This is a genomic window from Agrobacterium sp. a22-2 (assembly GCF_012276985.1).
In the GTDB taxonomy this organism is placed as follows: Bacteria; Pseudomonadota; Alphaproteobacteria; order Rhizobiales; family Rhizobiaceae; genus Allorhizobium.
Genome location: NZ_JAAXMM010000015.1, coordinates 91796 through 112096, shown reverse-complemented (window position 1 = coordinate 112096; position 20301 = coordinate 91796). Strand labels below are relative to the sequence as shown.

Genomic DNA, 20301 nt, shown 5'->3' with positions numbered 1-20301 from the left:
TCACATTGAGCCGAAACTGGCCTTTGACTAAGGTCCATTTTGGAATAGTTTTCATGCCAATAAAGCCGACAACGGCGCTTGGGGAACGGGAATGGTGAAATATGCCGGCGGGGCTCTGATCCCGCCGATCAGCATCAACAGGGATGATCCGGGCTCGCTGACGGCGCAGCTGGCGGGCGGTCTGCGCGAGTTGATCCTGTCCGGTCGGCTTTCGCCCGGCGAGCGGCTGCCGTCCAGCCGAACGCTGTCGAAGGACCAGGGCGTGTCGCGCACCACGGCGGTGACGGTCTACGAACAGTTGATGGCCGAGGAGTTGATCTATTCGCGGGTCGGCGCCGGCGCCTATGTCAGCAAGACGCTACAGTCCGAACGTCCGATCCAGCCGCAGGCAATGCCTGAACTTGCCGATGCAGCGCCACCGCGTCTGGCGCGGCTCAGCATCGAGGCATCGGAACATTATTTTCCCCGCCTGTCCCATCCGCAGGTGCCGCGCCCCTTCGTCACCGGCATGCCGGCCAATGATGAGTTTCCAATGCCGCTCTGGTCACGGCTGTCGGCGCAATACTGGCGCCAGTCTCGTCATCTGGTGCTCGGCTATCCCGATCCTGTCGGGCTGTTCGAGCTGCGTCGTGCCATAGCAAACCATCTCAAGGCCAATCGTGGCGTGGTCTGCGAACCGGACGACATCTTCGTCTTCAACGGCGCGCAGGACGCCTTCAACCGCATCGGCCAGATGCTGCTCAATCCCGGCGACCATGTCTGGTTCGAAAACCCTGGACCGATTGGCGCCCGAAACAGCCTGGTATCGAGCGGGGCAAGCCTGGTGCCGGTGCCGGTCGACGATCAGGGCATGGATGTGGCAGCCGGGCTGAAGCTATGCCCGGAGTTCCGCATGGCCTTCGTGACGCCGGCGCGCCAGCATCCACTCGGCGTCACCATGTCGCTCGGCCGGCGGCTGGAGTTGCTGCATGCTGCCGGGCGATGCGGTGCCTGGATCATCGAGGACGATTATGATGGTGAATTCTATTATTCCGGACATCCCGCGCCGACGCTGAAAAGCGTGGATACGGCCGGACGGGTCATCTATGTCGGTACGTTTTCCAAGGTCATGTTCGCGGGTCTGCGGCTCGGCTACCTGGTTGCACCGCCGGAACTTGCCAAGATGTTTCAAAGGGTGGCGGGCGCCACCATGCAGGGCGCGCCCTCCAGCCTGCAGTCGATCATGGCGAGCTTCATGGAGCAGGGCCATTTCAATGCCCATCTGCGACGGATGCGCCGCATCTATGCCGAACGGCAGGCGGCTCTTGTAGAGGCGGCGTCGCAACACCTCGGTGGGTTGCTCGACGTTCAGCCAACCACCACGGGTTTTCAGACGGTCGGCCGGCTGCCGGATGATCTCGACGAGGACGAGGTTTCGGCACGGGCGCTGGAGCGCGGCATCATCGTTTCGCCGCTCGGCCGCTTCTCGCTGGCGCCGGCGCAAAAGGGGTTGATCCTCGGCTTCAGCGCCGTGCCGTCGCGGGCGACCGTCGCGGCGGTACGCGATCTCGCCGATCTTCTGCAAAAAATGCGCAAGCAACGATAGGCAGATCGCTGTTTGCCTGGCGATTAACGGCGGGCGTCCTCGAGGATGAAATCCGACCCGCGTTCCCCGACCATGATCGACGGTGCATTGATATTGCCGGACGGGATCAGCGGAAAGATCGAGGCGTCGACGACGCGCAGGCCCTGTATCCCATGCACCCTGAGGCGCGGATCGACGACCGAGCGGCCCGGATCCGGTCCCATGGCGCAGGTGCCGCAGGCATGGAAGACGGATCCGCTGCGGGCGCGGATATCGGCCGCCATCTCCGCGTCGCTCTCGACCGCCGGCCCCGGAACGATCTCGCGCCTGATGACTCCGGCGAGCGGCTGCATGGCGGCAATGCGGCGCAGGATGCGAGCACCGTCCACCAGCTCCGCAAGGTCGCTCTCCTCGCAGAGATAGTTCGGCCGGATCAGCGGGGCTGCGAAGGGATCGGCGGACCGGAGTGCGATTTCGCCGCGGCTCTTCGGATGGCAGTTCGAGATGCCGAGCATGAAACCTGAGAACAGGTCCGTGCGCATCAGGGCGCGCTTGCCCGGAACGGCGCGCGTATAACTGAGCGGCGAGAAATAGAGCTGGATATCGGGGCGCGGTCGATCCGGCCGGCTTCGCACGAAACCGCCGGCCTGGTTGACGCTGAGCGACAGCGGTCCCTTGCGGGTCAGCACATATTGCAGACCGACGCGAAGCCGACCCCACCACGGTCTCAGGACATCGTTCAGTGTCTGTCGGGTCGACTCGTAGATATAGTCGAAGCCGAGATGGTCCTGAAGGTTCTGGCCGACCATGGGGGCGTGATGGACAGGTGATATGCCCAAGTCAGCAAGCCTGCCGGCATCGCCAATGCCCGACAGCATCAGGATCTGCGGTGAATTGACGGCACCAGCCGAGAGCACCACTTCGCGGGCCGCCCGCACCGTGGTCTTGACGCCGCCCCTGATGTATTCGACGCCGACCGCACGCCCGGACTCGACAACGATCCGCGTGACATGGGCATTGGTCCTCACCTCGAGATTCTTCCGTCGCCGGACAGGATGAAGATAGGCATCGGCCGACGAACAGCGCAGGCCCTTGCGGGTGGTGACCTGATAGATGCTGGCGCCCTCCTGCGTCTCGCCATTATAGTCCGGATTGACGGGGATGCCGGCGGCAGTGGCAGATTTCAGATAGCCGTTGGCAAGCGGATGAACGGAGCCGTTCATGCTGGTGATCGTCAGGGGACCGCCGGTGCCGCGCCAGGCATCGTCGCCCTCGAGATTGTCTTCCATACGCTTGTAGACGGGCAGGACATCGGCGGCGGACCAGCCCGGATTGCCCAGCGCTGCCCAGGCGTCGAAATCGGCATGCTGACCGCGTACATAAACCATGGCGTTGATCGAGCTCGAGCCGCCGATCACCCGGCCGCGCGGCCAATAGGCGGGTCTGCCGCCAATACCGGCATCGGGCTCCGTCTGGTAGCGCCAGTTGAGCTTCGGATGATAGAAGGTCTTGCCGTAGCCGATCGGCATGCGGATCCAGACGTTGAAATCGCTGCCGCCCGCCTCGAGCAGCAGCACGCGCGTCGATGGATCGGCGCTCAGTCGATTGGCCAGAACACAGCCCGCCGACCCCGCGCCGACAATAACGTAGTCGAAACCCTCTTCAGTCGCCATGCTAGGCCATTCACCTCAAGATTGTCACCAGCCGATCGTGCACAGAGCGCTTAACTTAAGGCTCGCGCGTCTGTTGTCGCGGTCCATTTAGGGGCCAATGCCATACCATTCTGGGCGCCGCCGGAGTTCTCTTTCTCCGTGCTGGACCATCTGGCAGGGCGCAGGTTCCGGATCTAGCTCAGTCGCGCCACGGTGACTCCGAGATCTCGCTTCAGATCCTTGATCGCTTCATTCGAGGATCGCTTGGATTCCGGGATATCGTCGACGGGGACGTCGGTCTTTTGCTCCGACAGCGCGCGGCGCACGGCATGAAAGCCCAGCGCCCGATAGGCCTCCATCTGCTCCTCGGAGAAAAACTGATCGTTTGTCGCTTCATGGGGAAAGGCCGGGTAGCGCCGTTCGTAGTCGAGGACGTAATCGGGTTCATCCCCGGTGACGACCGCCTTGATGTAGAGCAGTCGTCCTGTCCTGCCGTTGCCGTAGTCGATCTTGCCAATGGCGAAGTGGCTGTCATGGATGGGAGCGTCGGCTACGGGGAGCCGCATCCCCTTGATCGCTTCCCGGGCGACGGCAGCTTCGCGCAGATGGGGCCAGTCGAGCGTGATGCGATAACCGAGATCGATGCGCGCGAACCGTTGCACGTCGACAAGTGCACCGAAGTTCAATGCCGGGTCGCTCTCCGCATCGATGATGATGATGTGATCGCATTGCCGTTTCAGCAATTGATAGAGGCCGATATTGTCGATGTGCCCGCCATCGGTGACGTAGACCTTCGAGCTGTCGGCACGCAGGAGGCCGAATGATTCGGCGATCAGATATGCGCCGAGGAAGTCGTGCCAGGGCAGGTCGGACCGCATGTCGGCGATGGACGTCGACGCGTATCGGGGATTGTGAAGCCAGTAGCCCAGGCGCAGGTTGAGCAATGCCAGGGTCGGGCTCAGCAGACCGAGGCGCACGCGGCCCATGCTGGACGAAACGGCGGCGCCCGAGATCGCCACGGCGCTTGCCAGGTTGAGTTCGGGATCCTTGGTCGACATGAGGGGCGTCGGCGCATAGTGCGTGGTGTCGCTGCCGGTAAACAGTTTGGAGAACAGGAAGAATTCCGCATTTCGTCCGCGCATCGCCGGGTCTAGGCCACGGGCAGCATCGTCGGTGTCCTGGGCATTCGCCTTATCATCCAGCGTTCGCTGAGACAGGCGGGCATTGAGCGTTGCATTGATCAGCAGATAGGGGGCCGTGTCGCCGAGATCCTGAAGCCGCAGGCTGCCGTTGTTGCCGGAAAGCCGGAAGGCAATATCCAGCCGGTCGCGATAGAGGCGATGCAGGGAATTGGCGTTGTTGGCGAAGTTGATGGTCAACAAAACCACGATCAACGATGCGAGACCATAGTTCAAGGCCACGGTATACTGGATGGCCATCTCTCCGGACGCGGGGTCGATCTGATGGGGTCGCGTGCTGTCGAATGCGAGGATGAGAAACGCTGCGATGGCCAGGAGCGCCAGACCCACCGGAAGGGCCCTGGTGCGAGGATCCAGCAGGCGGCGACCCAGAAGCTTCAAGGTATCCCGGCCGCTTTGCCGCCCAAGATAGACGAAACACTCCCAGAGGATCAGCATACCTGCGACGACAGCCAATCCCATCGTCGTTCCACTGCTCGAAATGAAAGCGGGCGAATCCGGCGGAAAACAGGGCTCGGTCGCAATCCGTATCTCGGGGCAGAACTTTGTCCACCGCATTCCCCACAGGGAAATCTGCAGATAGAGGGCATAGATCAGCAGGGGGAGGATCAGCGCGGCGGCGATCAGCAGCATATGCGACAGGATCGACCTCAGCTTCATGCCGAAGCGCGGGCTGTTGAATCCTTTTTCGATCCAGCCCGCCAGGCGTTTTTGCTGGCTTGCTGTGGCGATCACGAAGGCCGAAAGCGCCAGGAAGAAAGTCTGGTAGGACGATTGTTCGACCGGTGCCTGCCTTTGCATGCGCGCCAGCCAGCCGAGCACCGGTCCCTGGATCTCGACGGCGGCAATCGCCAGCAACAGGACGATGAACAGCCCCGCCGCCTTCATGCCTCTGGACGACAGTTCCTTCTGGGTATCGATGCCCTTGAGGAGCCCATGCCGCTCGGGCAGCGACCGCCATAGTCCCCAGCCGATGAAATAGACCAATGCGGCGAGGCCGAAGACCTTGGTGGCCAGAAGCGGTTGGCCAGACAGCAATGCCAGCCACTCCCGATTGGGCAGGAATCGCTCGAGTATGTCGTAGATGGCGCTGCGCCCGAGGTGATCGACCGTCGGGTTGAGCAGGATGGTCATGGTCGCCAGCGGCATCAGCAGGAAGAAGATGAGAAACAGATTGACCGCGATGCCCCGCGTCAGGATCGCGGCGGAGACGAGTATGTCGGAAAGACCGTGGGGGATGAGGTAGCGGCTGTGATCGCGGACATGGCTGACGGCCTCGCTGTCCTTCATGTCATTGCCCTGTCGCCCGACCGTGGGCGCATTGCCGCGATCTGCATAAGGGAAGTCCGTTTGCTGTCCGTCCTGCCGGGTCATGGCGGCAACCATTCCAGCCCCGATATAACCGCCGCCGGACACCGTCGAGAGATAATCGGCTCTGCGGATCAGGCCGAACCCTTCAAGGGCCTGCAGTGCTCCAAGGCAGAACGAGGCGGACCGGATGCCGCCGCCCGAGAGGCCTATGCCGAAGAGGTCTTTCGGTCGTTCGTCGCCGTCGTCTTGCTGGAGTGCGGTCAGTTGCAACTGTTTTCGCCGCAGCATGACGGCTTGGTATTCCTGCCTTTGCATCTCGTTGAAATCGACACAATCACCTTTGGCTTCAACGATATTCCCGTTTTCCCTGGCTCTATCCATTGCCACCCCCATCACCCACCGAAATATTAACACAACCCCTGGGTATGGAAAATGAAAACAAAAGGAAGCATTATAGGCGATCGGCTTTAGTTTGGCTGGCGCGAGCCGCCGGTCTCTTTAACCAGAACCGGCGTCGTCATGCGGGAACTGCCACCATCCGTTGGCGTAAACACCGGTCGATCCTGCCACAGCCGGCCATTTATCATCCTGTCGTAGCCGATCTGGAAAACGGCCCTCATGTAGGTGTTGTTGAAGGGGTCGCTGATCTTATACGGAACCGCGGCGTCGATGGCGGCCAGGTGAAATCCGACGCCGGCCCGTCGGCTGTATTCATAAGCGGCGTATAGCGACTGGCGCGTCTGGGACTTGACGAGAACGGAATAGGCGCGGGTGCTGACCGACAGTGTTGAGTTCGGCGTGATGGAGAACTCAGGCATCAGGGTGTTGTTGACCAACAGATACATGTCTGAGCCGCGAACTTCCGGGGGAATCGGCAGGTTCACGTTGGAGAGGATGGCTTCCGGGACTGTTATGATCTGAGCGGAAGAACCTCCATCCGAATGCATTTCAACGATCGGTCGCCCGTCAACCAAAGCCTTGATCTGTACCGCCGGGAATGCTCCGGGAATGCTGGCTGAGGCTATCAGGACGTTTTGGAAGAGGCTCAACGCGTCCGGCTGAGAACTGTCCGCGATGGCACCCATGTTCCAAAGGACAGCCCTCTGCGTGTCGAGGTTCGTTGTCAGTACAAACAGATTTCGTCCTTTGCGATACTCGGCGGCGATCTGGTCAAGAAGCGGCCGATCCACATAGTTTTCCACCATCTGCCGGAGGGGTTTCTGGAAATAGAGGCTCTCACCCAGCACGCCTCTCACGATGAATTTGCGGTCGATCAACTCTGACGCGACGCCACTGGTGTACAGATGCTCCAAGACGTCGTCATACTGGGAGCCCAGGAAGGCAAACGGTGCGATCAGGGCGCCGGTGCTGACGCCGCTGACGAGATCAAAGGCCGGCCGATCTCCCCGCTCGGACCAGGCTTTGAGGACGCCGACCGAAAATGCTCCACCCGCCCCGCCGCCGGAGATCGCAAGGTATTGCACTGGCACATCAGCGCGTTTCCTTGGATAACTCTTCTTAATAAAGGCGCTGAACTCGCCGTCGAGAGGGATCCGCACGTTCTCAAATCCAGCGATCTCCGCCTTCTCCGCATCTGCTTGTGAATAAGGTTCCCGCGTCGTCGCGCATCCGACCAAAACCAAGCAGCAGATCAGCGCGGCCAAGATCGGGCCTGATCGAGCCGATTTTTGGGGCGCCTGGATGGTGCCCGGACGCTTGGCGCCCTTTCGGGAGGCGTTTCCGCCCGATATTGCGCAGTATGTCATTGCGCGGCCTGGGCTGGTGCAGGGATCGCAGAGGTATGCTTGAAGGGCTTCATCAGCAGATGCAAGAGGTCGTCAATGAACGTGAAGACGACGGGTATGACCATGAGACTGAGGAAGGTGGAGGTCACCAGTCCACCAAGCACCACGATTGCCATCGGCTGGCGGAAGCTGGAATCGCCTCCGCTCATGTTCAAGGCAATTGGCAGCATGCCGACGCCCATGGCGATGGTCGTCATGATAATGGGCCGCGCGCGCTTGTGGCACGCATCGACAAGCGCCTCGAAGCGCTCCATCCCTTGCCCGCGGGCCATGATCGCGTATTCGACCAGCAGGATGGAGTTCTTCGTCACGATTCCCATGAGCATCAGCAGGCCGATGACCGCGGGCATGGAAAAGGAGGTGTTCGTCAAGACGAGCGGCAACAAAGCCCCTCCGAGCGCAAGAGGAAGGGCCATGAGGATGGTGACAGGCTGCAGGAAGTCGTGGAACAACAGGACCAGCACAGCATAGATGCAGAATATGCCGATCGCCATGGCGATGCCGAAGCTTCCGAGCATCTCCGTCATGCGCTGGAGTTCGCCTTGTTCGACGACGTGAACGCCGGTCGGCAGGTTTTTCATCGCCGGCAGGGATAGTGCATCCTGATTGACGTCTCCCAGGGCGCGGCCGTTCAGTTCGACCGAGAGTGTCACGTTGCGCTCCCGATCGAGGCGGTCGATCTCGGACGAACTCCCGCCGATACGGATATCGGCGATCGAGCCGAGCGCGACGTCACCATTCGTGCCGCTCACCCGCAACTGCGAGATCGACTCGATGGAGGTCCGCGTGTCTGGCTTCAGCCTCACACGGATCGAGATCTGCCGCTGCGGCAGGTTGAGTTTCGACAAGGATGATGAGTAGTCACCATAAGTCGCCACACGAACGACGTCGGCAATCGATTCCGAGGTGATTCCGAGTGCCGCTGCACGGGCAAAGTCCGGAAAAATTTGTATTTCCGGCGCCTGAAGCGAGGCGCTGGAGGTGATCGCTCCAACGCCGTCCAAGGTGCGAAGACCGTTCTCGACCGAGGTTGCAGCCTGGTCGAGCGCGTCTGCGTCGTCGCTTGCAAGAGTGATCTCAAGGACCGTGCCTCGCCCTCCGGATCCGACCTCAACCCTTGCCCCTGGCAGAACGGCAAGGGCTTTTCGGATGTCGGCTTCAATTTCGGTCTGGGCGCGGTTGCGATCATCCAAAGGCGTCAGGTTGACCACGAGCGTCGCAGAAGCCGTGTCGGACGAGCTGGATGAATCGCTGCCATCACCGCTGGAGGCCGTTCCTATGGCGACGAAGACAGAATCGACGTCCGGCACCGTCTTGATGATCTCGGCGGCACGACGCGCCAACGCATCCGTGGACTGGATCTGGCTGCCAGGCTGGAGCGTCAGTGTGACCTTGGTCTGAGAGTCGTCGGATGCCGGGAAAAATCCCGTTTCCAAGAATGGGATGACCGATAGCGAGGCCGCCAGGAACACGACAATACCAGCGAGCGTCAGCTTTCGAAATCGCAGGCACAAGCGAACCGTTCTGAGATAGGTCCGCATCAGCCACCCGTCCTGCTCCTCTTGGCCGTGCGGCTTCATGATATAGGCAGCCATCATCGGTGTAAGGAAACGCGCCACCATCAGCGACGCCAGGACGGCGACCGCCGCGGTTACGCCGAACTGGCGGAATATGAGACCCGGAATGCCACTCATGAAGGCCGTGGGCAGAAAGACTGCGACGAGCGTAAACGTCGTTGCGATAACAGCCAGGCCGATCTCGTCGGCGGCCTCAAGGGCGGCATCTTTCGCCGATTTGTTCATGCGCAAATGCCGAGCGATGTTCTCGACTTCGACGATCGCATCGTCGACCAGAATGCCGACCACCAGCGACAGCGCGAGCAAGGATACGGTATTGAGGCTGAAATCCATCAAGTACATTGCGAGGTAGGTCGGTATGACGGAAAGCGGAAGCGCGACAGCCGACAGGATCGTCGCCCGCCAGTCACGCAGGAACAGCCAGACCACGACGACTGCGAGGAACGCGCCCTCATAGAGCATTTCCATCGAGGCATCATAATTGTCGATGATCGGCGTCACCGTCGTATACGCCTGCACCACGTCGACTTCAGGATGGCGTGCTTCGAATGCCTTCATCGCCGCCTCTATGTCTTCGGCAACAGCCAAATCCGAATATCCATTCGAGCGCTTGATCTGGACCGCAATCATCGGCTGCCCATCCAGATAGGCGAGCGACGAGCGATCCGAGTAACTATCCGTTACGGTCGCTATTTCGTCCAACCGCATTCTCTTGCCACTGGAAAGCGGGATGGGAAGCGCCGACAGTTCCTCGATGGAGGATACCGCGCCCATGGTTCTGATCGTCTGCCGTGTGTCTCCGATCTCGCCTCGGCCTCCTGATTTATTCACCTGGACCGCCTTGAGTTGGTCCGAGACCGTGGATGCGGTCAGTCCGAGCGATGTCATGAGCACCGGATCGAGATCCACATGAACCTCTCGGTCTATGCCACCCAGCCGACTGACGTCTCCGACACCGGAGACTGCCAGAAGTGCCTTTTTCAGATCGTTGTCGATGAACCAGGACAGTTCTGTTTCATCGAGCTTGGTCGACCGGATCGCGTAGGTGAGGAGCGGAGAAGATTGAACATTCACTTTTGAGACGGTGGGTGTGTCCATTTCGGACGGCAAATCCCCGCTCACGCTGTCGACGGCGTTGCGGACCTCGTTGAGGGCTTGTTCGGAGTCCTTTTCCAACTCGAAGGAGACGCTGATGGAGACAGATCCGTCGGTGATCGTCGTGGTAATGTGATCGAGTTGGCTCAGCGATGCCAGCTCATCCTCGATCTTGCGCGCAACCTCGGTTTCCAGCTGTGATGGGACTGCCCCTTCCAACGAGGCGGAGATCTTGATCGTCGGCAAGTCCATGTCGGGGAAGTTCTGGACGGCGAGCCGGTCGAACGCGAGCAGGCCGCAGACCGTCAAAAGAAAGAACAGCAGGATCGCGGGAACGGGTTTGTGGATGGACCAGGCTGAAATGTTCATTGACTTGCCTTTTCAACTTGCACAAGCACACCGTCGGACAGAAAAGCTCCACCGCTCTCAACCACATCGCTATCCTCAGCGAGACCCGAAAGGACCTCCACCTCGCTGCCCTGCCGGCGCCCGATATCGACACGACTGCGCGCGACCCGATTTTTCTCGTTGAGGGTAAAGACGTAATTTATGCCGTCCCGGAACACGAGCGCGCTCTCCGGTACGGTCAGAGCCGGACTATGTCCAAGTTCAATGGAGCCCGTGGCGTATAGCCCGACCCTCGATCCTGCACTCTTCGGAAGCTCGACATAGACGGTGGCCCGACTGGAATCGGTGCTGACCGTCGGGCCGATGAGGCGCACCTTACCCTTGATCTTCTCGTTGTTGGGGCCATCGATGACCGCGGTCGCTCCCGTCTGGAACTCCTGCAGATATTGCGCCGAAACTTCGGCCTGCCATTCGACCCGCTGTTGCCTGATCAACCGGAACAATTCGGTACCTGAAGAGACCACTGTCCCAAGGTTTGCGGAACGGGAGGATATGATGCCGTCATCGGCGGCTCTGACGATTGTCTGGTCGAGTTTTATTCTCTGGCTCTCAAGGCCCGCCTCTTCGGAAGCCAACGAGGCCTGTGCGGTCTGTTCCGTAATGAGATATTCATTGACTTCCTGGTCCGAAAGCGCACCCGATCCCTTGACCTTTCGGGCTCGATCGGCGTTGGCCTTCGCTTGCGCCAGACTGGCTTTGGCGGAGGCAACGGCTGCTTCCTGCTCACGCAGCTCGGCAAGCACGCTGTCCCTCGACAATCGCACCAATTCCTGACCCTTCGTCACCACCGAACCAACATCCGCGAGCACATCGGTTATGCGCAGCCCGCCGGTTTCGGCAGCAATGACGGCCTCATGCCAAGCCGCCAGCCAGCCGCTTGCCGGAATGGTTCGAGCCCAGTCTCGCTCCTGCGGCTTGACGACTGTCACGGTCAGGGCGGCGGCTTCGGACGAGGACGAATCATCCTGCGTGGAAGCAGCGGAAACCAGACCGGCGACGGGCAGGCACAGGGCGAGCGCTAGATACGGTAACTTCACTGAACATTTCCCTTGGTAGCCATTGTCATCTTCTCGGTCATCTTGGGCGGCGAGGTCGTCCAGCCACCCCCCAATGCCTTGTAGAGTGCGATCCAATACTGCACGCTGTCGCGCCGGACCTCGATCAGGCTGATCTCGGCGGATTGCGCCGAGCGGCGGGCTTCTTCCCGATCCAGCAGACTGGCTCCACCGGCACGCCAGTTCTCGTCAATTGCAGTGAAATAGGCGCGATAATTCTTTGCCGCGATTGATGCATCCCCAATCTGTCGTCGGGTCGCATCGATCCGCACGAGTGCGCTCTCGACGTCGTTCACGGCGCCCAGGATCCCGCTTCGATACGACTGAAACGCGATCTGGTAATCGGCGACGGCGGTATCGAAGGTGGCGCGCCGCTGACCTTGATCGAAGATGGGGATCGAGAGAGATGGCCCGAAAGACCAAGGTAGCGATGTTCCGCTGAGGTCGGACTGATCCAGACTGATCGAGCCGCTAAGAGAAAGGCTCGGATAGAAATCCGCCTTGGCAGCGCCCACTTCAGCGGCCGTGGCGGCAAGTTCCCGCTCGAGCGCAACCACATCTGGCCGCTGCCGCACCATGTCGGCGGGTACTGCCTTGACAGAAAGAGTGGACGGGGAGGGGATTTTTGATTTCCCCTCGTTCAGCACGGTTCTGAGCTGCGTCTCGTCGCCGCCGACAAGCTCGGCCAGTGTCTTGACCAGAATCTCGCATTCCGACTTCTGGGATGTCAGCGTCGAGGAGGTACTCGCCGCGCTTGCCAGTGCCAATGCCAGATCGGCCGATGAGGTGAGCCCTGAAGCGGCCGCGGCTTGCGTCGCCTTGATCGTCTGGCGCTGCGAGGCCAGTTCTTCGCTGTAGCTTCTCTCGATTTGCCTGCAGGCGCGATACTGTACGTAGTAATCGGCAACCTCAGCCGCCAGTGAGACACGCGCATCGTGCCAGTCGGCGGTTTTTTCCATCACGCGATGCGCGGCGGCTTCGGCGTCTTTGCGCAGTTTGCCGAAAAGGTCGATTTCCCAGGACGCATCCAAGGCACCGCTGCCGGTCGTTGAGGCAGAAACTTCGTTGGCTTGCGCGCCTTCGGTACCCGACCGTGTCCCGGAGGCTGTGCCGCTCAACGACGGAAGAAGGCTCGCCCTGGCGCTCGCGAGCGTCGCCCTTGCCTTCTCTATATTGGCCGAGGCCGTCGCCAGATCGGGGCTGCTGGTTTCCGCCGCCAGCTGCAATGTCGTCAGGGACGGGTCGTTGAATGTCCCCCACCAGGCAAGGAGATCGCTGGTCTGCCCATCATGAGGAAGGGACGCATGCCAATACTGGGCAACCAGGACGGCTGTCTCGTTTTGTTGGAATTCAGCGCTAACACAACCACCTAAGGGGGCGATCGCAACGATGACGGCAAGCCGTATCTGCTGCCTCAATCTAAACTGGTGCATGTGTGATCTCTGATGACAGTTGATCTTTCACTAGCACTGCCTGTGTTAAGTGCGGTCAAGACAATGTAAAGTTAGGTAAATGTTGCTTTCACGAATGCTGCAGCGGTGTAAGCGTGGTCTATGCGGGTGTGGAGGTAAACGAGATGACGAAAGTTCTGATCATTGACGACGACTTGGAACTCATGGCCTTACTGAAGGAATACTTTTCCGACGAAGGGTTCGCAGTCGAAACCACGGATGACGGTCGGCGGGCGATCGCCGAGGCATCCGACGGTACCGTTGACATCATCTTGCTGGATATCATGATGCCGCGGATGAATGGCATCGAGGTCTTGCAGCGGATACGCCGCGTGAGCGCCGTGCCGATCTTAATGGTGACCGCACGCGGCGACGATGTGGACAGAATTTCAGGCCTTAACCTGGGTGCGGATGACTATGTTGCAAAACCCTGCTCTCCTGGTGAACTGGCCGCGCGGATCAGAGCAATTCTGCGTCGCACGAGCCGGCCCGAGGAGGGGGGCTCTGCCGACGATCTGCTGAGGGTCGGCGATCTCGTCTTGAAGCCTTCGCTCAGAAGCGCCGAGTGGCACGATCGTCCACTTGATCTGACTGGCACGGAGTTCAATCTGCTCGAAGTCTTGGCGCGAAATGCCGGTCAACTGGTATCTAAGCAGGAAATTTCCAAGAAGGCCTTCGGGCGTCCTCTAACCCCTTTCGACCGCCGCATAGACGTGCATATCAGCAGCGTCCGGCAAAAACTGGGTTTGCGCCACGATGGCCAGTCCTGGATACAGGCGGTTCGGGGGCAGGGATATCAGCTTGTGCAGGATCCTTGATGCGCCGAGTGTTTTGGAAGTTTTTTCTGGTCGTATGGTTGTCCTTGACTGCCACATGGATAGGCATCTTTGGCCTTGACGTGCTGTTTGATCTTCTGCCCCCGAAGAGAGACCGGTATGATGTGCTTGCGCAGATGAGCCTGGATACAGCGGCCAACATCCTGTCCATCAAGGGGTTGGAGGCCGCAACCGTGTTTGCGGACGCGGTGGCGAAGGGCACCAATGCGATGGCCATCAGGATAACGCCGCTCTCGGAGCAGGAAACGTGCTTGAGTGAAGTCGGCCAACTCTATACTCGCACGGCCGCTTACCGCGGAGACTGCTATCGCATCTCGGCGCCTCCGTTCCAGGGAAACTTGTTCAGCGAATACTTCGTTCAATTCTTGCCATGGTTTGCGGCTGTCATCTGCAGCTTAAGCTCGGCCTATTGGCTGGCTCGGCAATTGATACGGCCGGTCGAAGAGCTTCGGCGAGGCCTCCGTTCGCTCGCCGAGGGCGTGTTTTCCTACCGAATCGAGTGCTATTCGAAGCGCCGGCAGGATGAGATCAGTTCCCTTGCCGAGGATTTCAACGTCACTGCCAATCGCCTGCAAGAACTGCAAGACAGCCAGAAGCGGCTGTTTCATGACGTCTCGCATGAATTGCGCTCACCGCTATCTCGATTGCAGGCAGCCACTGGTGTCCTTCGGAAAAATCCAGCCCGCCTGGATGCGATGCTGGCACGCATGGACACCGAAACAGAGCGCCTGGATCTTCTGGTCGAGGAGATCCTCACCCTGGCGAGACTGAGCACGACCGATCGTCCGCTCGAGCGACAAACCATCGACATCCTCGACCTTGCAAACGACATCATCGACGACGCTTCCTTCGAGGCGCAGGGGCGGGGGATAACCGTCAGGCTGGAAGGGGTGCGAAGCTTCGTAGCGCGCGTCGATGGCGAACTTATCTACCGAGCCATTGAGAACGTGGTTCGCAACGCGATCAAATACACCGTAGACGGTTCAACGGTAACCTTGAGGGCAGCGACGGTTGACGGCGCGCTCCACCTATGCGTCTCGGACCGGGGCCCCGGCGTTTCGCCTTCCGCACTGAATTCAATCTTCGAGCCATTCTTACGCTTGGCTCAGCAGACGCCAGCGCCAGGACATGGTCTCGGCCTTGCGATCACAAAACGTGCTGTTGAAAGGCATGGCGGCAGCGTCAGAGCGGCGGTCAACTCTGACGGCGGCCTTGATGTGACGCTCATATTGCACGCGTTCTGAACCGGCCCGGATTTGCCGGCGGCCGTTTGGCTCAAGTTATGCGTCTACGGCCTTTCGATGGATGGTCTTTGGCTTAATAAAGGCCGTTGATTGTTTCAGCCGGAATGCGTCATGGCTTGTGACACGAACCCGTTCATTTCATCGTTGCAACGGAACGTCGGAACAAAAGCAGGCTCGCACCGAGAAACGTCACTCCCATCACCAGCACGGTCAAAAACTCTTTCCAGACAATGCTGAAGTCTGCGCCTCGATAGACGATCGCTTGCATGAAGCTCACATAGTGGCGTGACGGGAGAAACCACGTGAAATACTGAACCCACTGCGGCTGGCTCTCCACCGGAGACATGCCGCCTGACAGCATCATCATCGGCATGATGGCCATCATCATCAGCAGTGCGAACTGGGCCATGGTTCGCGCCAGTGTGCCGAGAAAAATGCCGATCGCCGCGGCCGCGAACACATAGATGACGGTGCCGAGCAGCAGAAGCCCCCGCGAGCCGGCAATGGGAACATCGAGCATCCCTTCGACGACAAACAGCAGAGAGCAAATAAAGGCGAAGACAATCACCACGCCGTTCGACCACACTTTGGCCAGGGCGATCTCAAACGCAGTGAGCGGCATCACCATGAGATGCTCGATGGTGCCATGCTCGCGTTCGCGCAACAGCGCTGCACCCGTCAGGATGATGACAAGCATTGACAGTTGATCGGCAAGACCCACGATTGCCCGGAACCAGGATTGGGTCCCGTTGGGATTGAAGGCGCGGCGTATGACAAGGTCGGACGTCAGGCCCGTGCTCTTTTCCGCCTCCTGCAGGTACGACTCGACCGCATCCGTCACGATGTTCTGGATGTAGCTGGAGCCGAGCGACGCCTGCTGGACCGCAGTGGCATCTGCATTGACCTGGACCTCCGTGTCGCGTCCCATCCGAGTGTCCTTTTCGAAGTGAGGAGGGATGACAACGACGAAGGTGTAAAGTCCTTCGTCCATCGAGCGGTCGATATCGGCGGCACTGATGGTTTTTACCGCCTGGAAATAGGGTGGGTAGAACGCTCCCGCGATCGAACGGGAGAGCCTGGACTGGTCTTCATCGACAATTGCGATGGAGGCGTTGTTCACCGTTTCGCCGCCTCCGACGGATTGCATGTAAATGCTGAGGCCGAAGGAATAGAGGATGAACAGGATCATCGTCAGATCCTTCGAAAGCGTGCGGAGGTCCTTGGCGCCGAGCCAGAATATGTGGGAAAGGTTTCGCATGTCACTTTTCCTGCTTTTTGAGGAGCAGCACCGACAGAACGAGGAAGACCGGGCTAAAAGCCGCAAGCGCCAACAGATCGTATGCCAAGTCCCCGAAACCAAGCCCCTTTGTGAACGCGCCGACGCTGATCTGCATGTAGTAGGTGGTCGGCCAGAATGATCCCATGAGGCGCGCGCCGCCCTCGAGCGTCGATATGGGCTGAGTCATGCCTGAGAACTGCATGGTGGGAAGCATCGATAGGACCGCTCCGGCAAAGACCGCTGCCACCTGGCTGGACGTGAAGCTCGAAATGAAAAGCCCATAGCCGGTAGCAGCTGCTGCGTAGAAAAGCGCTCCCAACGCCAGAGCCAAGCCGGCGCCCTTGAGCGGCACCTGAAATATGAAGACGACGGTCGCGGTCATGATGAGAAAATTGATCATGCCGATGCCGAGATAAGGCAGCTGTTTGCCGACAAGGAATTCCAGCCGGGTCGTCGGCGTCGCGTAGAAATTGGTGATCGTACCGATCTCCTTTTCCCGGGCGACGCTGACGGCCATCAGGATCGCCAGGAACATCATCAGCAGCAAGGCTGGAATTGACGGTCCCATGGAATAGATGCTCTCGGAAGTCGGATTGTAGCGATTGCGTACCAGAATGCTTGTCGTTGCGCTTGAACTGGCCGGGGTACTCGCCTCCCGGTCTCTTTGCTCAGAAAAAAGGTTATGCGCCTGCTCTACATAGCCTTCGATCGTGGCGGCGCGGGACGTGTTGGCGCCATCGATCCAGGCCGATACCTGCCAACCCGAACCACGCTCTACCATCCGGCCGAAGTCGGGCGGGATCTCGATGGCAAGCTCGATGTCGTTTGACTTTAGGCGCTGTTCCATCTCATCGAGATTGCTGATGGGCGACTTCTCGATGAAGTAGGAAGAGCTCGAGAAGTTGGCGAGATAGGACCGGCTTTCCGGTGTGTTGTCCTGATCGAAGGCTGCGTAGTTGAGTTGCGTCACATCGCTTGACAGGCCGAAACCGAAGATCATCAGCATGATGAAGGAGCCGAGAAAGGCGAAGGCCAATCGCACCGGATCACGCATCAGGGACAGTGTCTCGCATTGCGAATAAGCCAGCACGCGGCGTAACGGCATGAAGCCTGGCCGGGACGGCTTCACATCCTGATTGGCGTCAGGTGCGGCCGGCTCTTCACGCGCGGCAGACCGCGGCTCCGAGGTTTCGGCCTCTTCGATATAGGTGACAAACGCCTCCTCAAGATCTGTCGCATGCCGGGAGGCGACGACATTGTCAGGCGTGTCGCAGACAAGGACGCGACCGGCATGCATCAATGAGATGCGATCGCAGCGCATTGCCTCGTTCATGAAATGGGTGGAGACGAAAATCGTTACATTGCGGGAGCGGGAGAGATCGGCGAGCAAAGCCCAGAATTCGTCACGTGCCTGTGGATCGACCCCGGATGTCGGCTCGTCGAGAATGAGCAACTCGGGATCATGGACGATCGCGACGGCCAATGACAGGCGTTGCCTCACGCCCAACGGCAGTGAACTGGCCACGGCATCGGCATAGGTCTCAAGGCCCAGTTTCGTTATGAGATCCGCGGTCCGGTCCTTGGCGTCCGCTTCGCTCATGTTGAACAGGCGGGCATGCAGGAGGAGGTTTTGCCGTACGGTTATCTCCCCGTAGAGCGAGAACGATTGGGACATGAAGCCGACGCGCCGGCGTATCGACAGGTCGTTGGCATCGACCGGACTTCCGCAAACCTCGGCCTCTCCTTCACTGGGTGCCAAAAGCCCGGTCAGCATCTTCATGGTCGTTGTCTTGCCGCTGCCATTCGAGCCGAGGAAACCGAAAATCTCCCCGCGTTCGATGGAGAAGCTGACGCGATCGACAGCGGTAAAGCTGCCGAAACGGCATGTCAGATTGTTGGCGACGATGACAGGTGCGTCTGTGCTCTTTTTCCGCGGCGGAATGACGAAGCGCTCGCGCTTGCCCGTTTGGCCAGGTTGGAGAGCAACAAAGACAGCTTCCAGATCCTGTTCGCCGGTGATAGCCCGCAGTTCGTCTGCCGAGCCTGACGCAAGCACCTTGGCGTGATCCATCGCGACCAACCAATCGCAGTGGGTCGCTTCGTCCATATAGGCGGTGGAAACGACCACGCTCATTGTCGGACGCTCACGCCTCAGTTCGCCGATGAGGTTCCAGAACTGTCGGCGTGACAGCGGATCGACCCCTGTCGTCGGTTCATCGAGGATTAGAAGATCCGGATCGTGAATAAGCGCGCAGCACAGCCCGAGTTTCTGCTTCATGCCGCCTGACAATTTTCCGGCGGGCCGGTCCAGAAAGGGGAGGAGCCCGGTCGAGCCGGCAAGGCGATGAATGCGGGCGTCGCGCTCCGACGCCGACAGCCCGAACAAAGTCCCGAAGAAGACCAGGTTCTCCCTGACGCTGATCTCCTGGTAGAGATTCTTGCCAAGCCCCTGCGGCATATAGGCGATTCGGGTACAAACGGAGCGGCGATGCCGTCCATCTCCCATATTGCCATCCAAAACCTCGACGGACCCCGACTGCAACTTTCGCGAACCTGCGATCAGCCCCAGAAGGGTCGACTTTCCGGCTCCGTCAGGACCGATAATTCCCGTCATCCGGCCCTGCGGCAGCTTGAGCGACACCTCGTCCAGGGCCCGGACCTTGCCATAGACGTGCGTGACGCCGGAAACTTCGGCTACAGAAACCTGCATGATCAATCCTCGGCGTCAAGAGGATCACCCTGGTAGCGCTTTTGGAGGAGGTCAGGCCAGTCAGGCTGGTTAGAACCGTAGCGCACGTAGCCGACGCCGCGGGCACCGGTTTTAATCTGCTCAATATGACTGTCGACGAGGGACGTCGGCATACGCAGCTTGACCCGGAACATCAATTTGTCCCGTTCACTGCGCGTTTCGATCTGTTTGGGCGTGAACTGTGCTTCCGGAGACACGAAGCTGACTTTGGCCGGCACTGCGAAATCCGCACCGTCAAAGACGATACGCGCCTGTGATCCCAGCGCCACGCCCATGGCCTGCTCGGATGGAAGATAGATCTCCATGTAGATCTCTGCCAGATTGACAAGCGTCAGGACCTTGCCGCCGGCCGAGACAACTTCTCCGGGGTTGGCGAGGCGATAGAGGACCCGGCCCCTCACAGGTGCGACAAGCGTGTTGTCGGCAATCTGAGCATCGACCTGGGCAACCAACGCTTTCGCAGCCACAACCGATTGCTCGCGGGCCTCAACATTCTTTTTGGCAGCCTCGAGGACGGAGCTGGCGGAGTCGCGTTCGCTGAGTGCCTCGTCGCGTGATTCCTCGCTGATGGACCCGGTGCCGGAAAGCGAGAGCGCGCGACGAAGATTTGCTTCCTTGAGAATCAATTCTGCCTGCCGTTGGGAAACGGTGGCTTGCGCCTCCAGCATCGAAACTTCCTCGGAAAGCACGTCAGCGGCATATTTGGCGCGTTCGGCCTGCAATTCCGCACTGTCGATGCGGGCGACGACTTGTCCTACCGAGACGAGGTCGCCCTCCTGCACCAGCACCTCCCGAACGCGTCCGGCGGACTTTGCGGCAATATCGACCTGGTCGGATTCAATGCGGCCATTCCCGGATGCGAGTCCTTCCGGCAACTCGTCTTGCCGACTCTGCCACCAATACCAGCCACCACCAACTCCGGCGGCAATCAGCACGAGCGCAACCAGTGCGAACTTTATTATGCGGTGTATTTTCATGATAGCTGTCCCCTTCGGGACGTATGCTAGTTCGGCCAGCGTTAAGTCGCGTTAAGGGAATGTAAAGTTAGGTAAAACAGCAGCAGAGGACCTGGCAGA

12 protein-coding genes are annotated in these 20301 nt (G+C 59.7%); 3 read left to right on the top strand and 9 right to left on the bottom strand.

Annotation, left to right across the window (positions count from 1 at the left end; all coding sequences use genetic code 11):
- Positions 1-91: 91 nt before the first annotated feature.
- Positions 92-1585: a PLP-dependent aminotransferase family protein gene (locus tag HFC70_RS21450; protein WP_168475334.1), complete on the top strand. Its 1494-nt coding sequence runs from the start codon at positions 92-94 to the stop codon at positions 1583-1585.
- Positions 1586-1608: 23 nt separating this feature from the next.
- Here the strand turns inward: HFC70_RS21450 and HFC70_RS21445 are convergent, their stop codons facing one another.
- From HFC70_RS21445 to HFC70_RS21420, 6 genes are all read right to left on the bottom strand, one after another.
- Positions 1609-3237: a GMC family oxidoreductase gene (locus HFC70_RS21445; protein ID WP_168475333.1), complete on the bottom strand. Its 1629-nt coding sequence runs from the start codon at positions 3235-3237 to the stop codon at positions 1609-1611.
- Positions 3238-3410: 173 nt separating this feature from the next.
- A complete protein-coding gene (locus tag HFC70_RS21440) occupies positions 3411-6014 on the bottom strand; it encodes a hypothetical protein (protein WP_168475332.1) in 2604 nt (867 codons plus the stop codon).
- Between the two features lie 179 nt (positions 6015-6193).
- Complete coding sequence (locus HFC70_RS21435) at positions 6194-7390, bottom strand: patatin-like phospholipase family protein (RefSeq protein WP_246735894.1); 1197 nt, start codon at positions 7388-7390, stop codon at positions 6194-6196.
- A gap of 98 nt (positions 7391-7488) precedes the next feature.
- Positions 7489-10572 carry an efflux RND transporter permease subunit gene (locus HFC70_RS21430; protein WP_168475330.1) on the bottom strand — a complete coding sequence of 1028 codons (3084 nt, stop codon included), beginning with the start codon at positions 10570-10572 and terminating at the stop codon, positions 7489-7491.
- Positions 10569-11615 (bottom strand): efflux RND transporter periplasmic adaptor subunit, encoded by a 1047-nt coding sequence (locus tag HFC70_RS21425; protein ID WP_246735901.1) that lies wholly within the window; start codon positions 11613-11615, stop codon positions 10569-10571. Before HFC70_RS21425 ends, HFC70_RS21430 begins: the two co-directional genes overlap by 4 nt.
- A gap of 29 nt (positions 11616-11644) precedes the next feature.
- Complete coding sequence (locus HFC70_RS21420; RefSeq protein ID WP_168475329.1) at positions 11645-13099, bottom strand: efflux transporter outer membrane subunit; 1455 nt, start codon at positions 13097-13099, stop codon at positions 11645-11647.
- A gap of 143 nt (positions 13100-13242) precedes the next feature.
- On the opposite strand from HFC70_RS21420, the gene HFC70_RS21415 reads away from it, so the two are divergent.
- Positions 13243-13935, top strand: coding sequence for a response regulator (locus HFC70_RS21415; RefSeq protein WP_168475328.1), 693 nt, complete (start codon positions 13243-13245; stop codon positions 13933-13935).
- Positions 13935-15197, top strand: coding sequence for an ATP-binding protein (locus HFC70_RS21410; RefSeq protein WP_168475327.1), 1263 nt, complete (start codon positions 13935-13937; stop codon positions 15195-15197). Before HFC70_RS21415 ends, HFC70_RS21410 begins: the two co-directional genes overlap by 1 nt.
- Positions 15198-15330: 133 nt before the next feature.
- Here HFC70_RS21410 and HFC70_RS21405 read toward each other — a convergent pair whose 3' ends face one another.
- The 3 genes from HFC70_RS21405 to HFC70_RS21395 are packed head-to-tail and all read right to left on the bottom strand — an operon-like array spanning position 15331 to position 20202.
- The gene (locus HFC70_RS21405) at positions 15331-16455 is read right to left on the bottom strand and encodes an ABC transporter permease (RefSeq protein ID WP_168475326.1); all 1125 of its coding nucleotides are present in this window, start codon (positions 16453-16455) and stop codon (positions 15331-15333) included.
- A 1-nt stretch (position 16456) separates the two neighbouring features.
- Positions 16457-19186 (bottom strand): ribosome-associated ATPase/putative transporter RbbA, encoded by a 2730-nt coding sequence (rbbA, locus tag HFC70_RS21400; RefSeq protein ID WP_168475325.1) that lies wholly within the window; start codon positions 19184-19186, stop codon positions 16457-16459.
- Positions 19187-19188: 2 nt separating this feature from the next.
- Positions 19189-20202, bottom strand: coding sequence for an HlyD family secretion protein (locus HFC70_RS21395; RefSeq protein ID WP_168475324.1), 1014 nt, complete (start codon positions 20200-20202; stop codon positions 19189-19191).
- Between the last annotated feature and the right edge of the window lie 99 nt (positions 20203-20301).

Bases quoted from the DNA above. Each gene is read 5' to 3' on its own strand.
- HFC70_RS21450 (WP_168475334.1), top strand. From the start codon at position 92: ATGGTGAAATATGCCGGCGGGGCTCTGATCCCGCCGATCAGCATCAAC.
- HFC70_RS21445 (WP_168475333.1), bottom strand. From the start codon at position 3,237: ATGGCGACTGAAGAGGGTTTCGACTACGTTATTGTCGGCGCGGGGTCG.
- HFC70_RS21440 (WP_168475332.1), bottom strand. From the start codon at position 6,014: ATGCTGCGGCGAAAACAGTTGCAACTGACCGCACTCCAGCAAGACGAC.
- HFC70_RS21430 (WP_168475330.1), bottom strand. From the start codon at position 10,572: ATGAACATTTCAGCCTGGTCCATCCACAAACCCGTTCCCGCGATCCTG.
- HFC70_RS21420 (WP_168475329.1), bottom strand. From the start codon at position 13,099: ATGCACCAGTTTAGATTGAGGCAGCAGATACGGCTTGCCGTCATCGTT.
- HFC70_RS21415 (WP_168475328.1), top strand. From the start codon at position 13,243: ATGACGAAAGTTCTGATCATTGACGACGACTTGGAACTCATGGCCTTA.
- HFC70_RS21410 (WP_168475327.1), top strand. From the start codon at position 13,935: ATGCGCCGAGTGTTTTGGAAGTTTTTTCTGGTCGTATGGTTGTCCTTG.
- HFC70_RS21405 (WP_168475326.1), bottom strand. From the start codon at position 16,455: ATGCGAAACCTTTCCCACATATTCTGGCTCGGCGCCAAGGACCTCCGC.
- rbbA (WP_168475325.1), bottom strand. From the start codon at position 19,186: ATGCAGGTTTCTGTAGCCGAAGTTTCCGGCGTCACGCACGTCTATGGC.
- HFC70_RS21395 (WP_168475324.1), bottom strand. From the start codon at position 20,202: ATGAAAATACACCGCATAATAAAGTTCGCACTGGTTGCGCTCGTGCTG.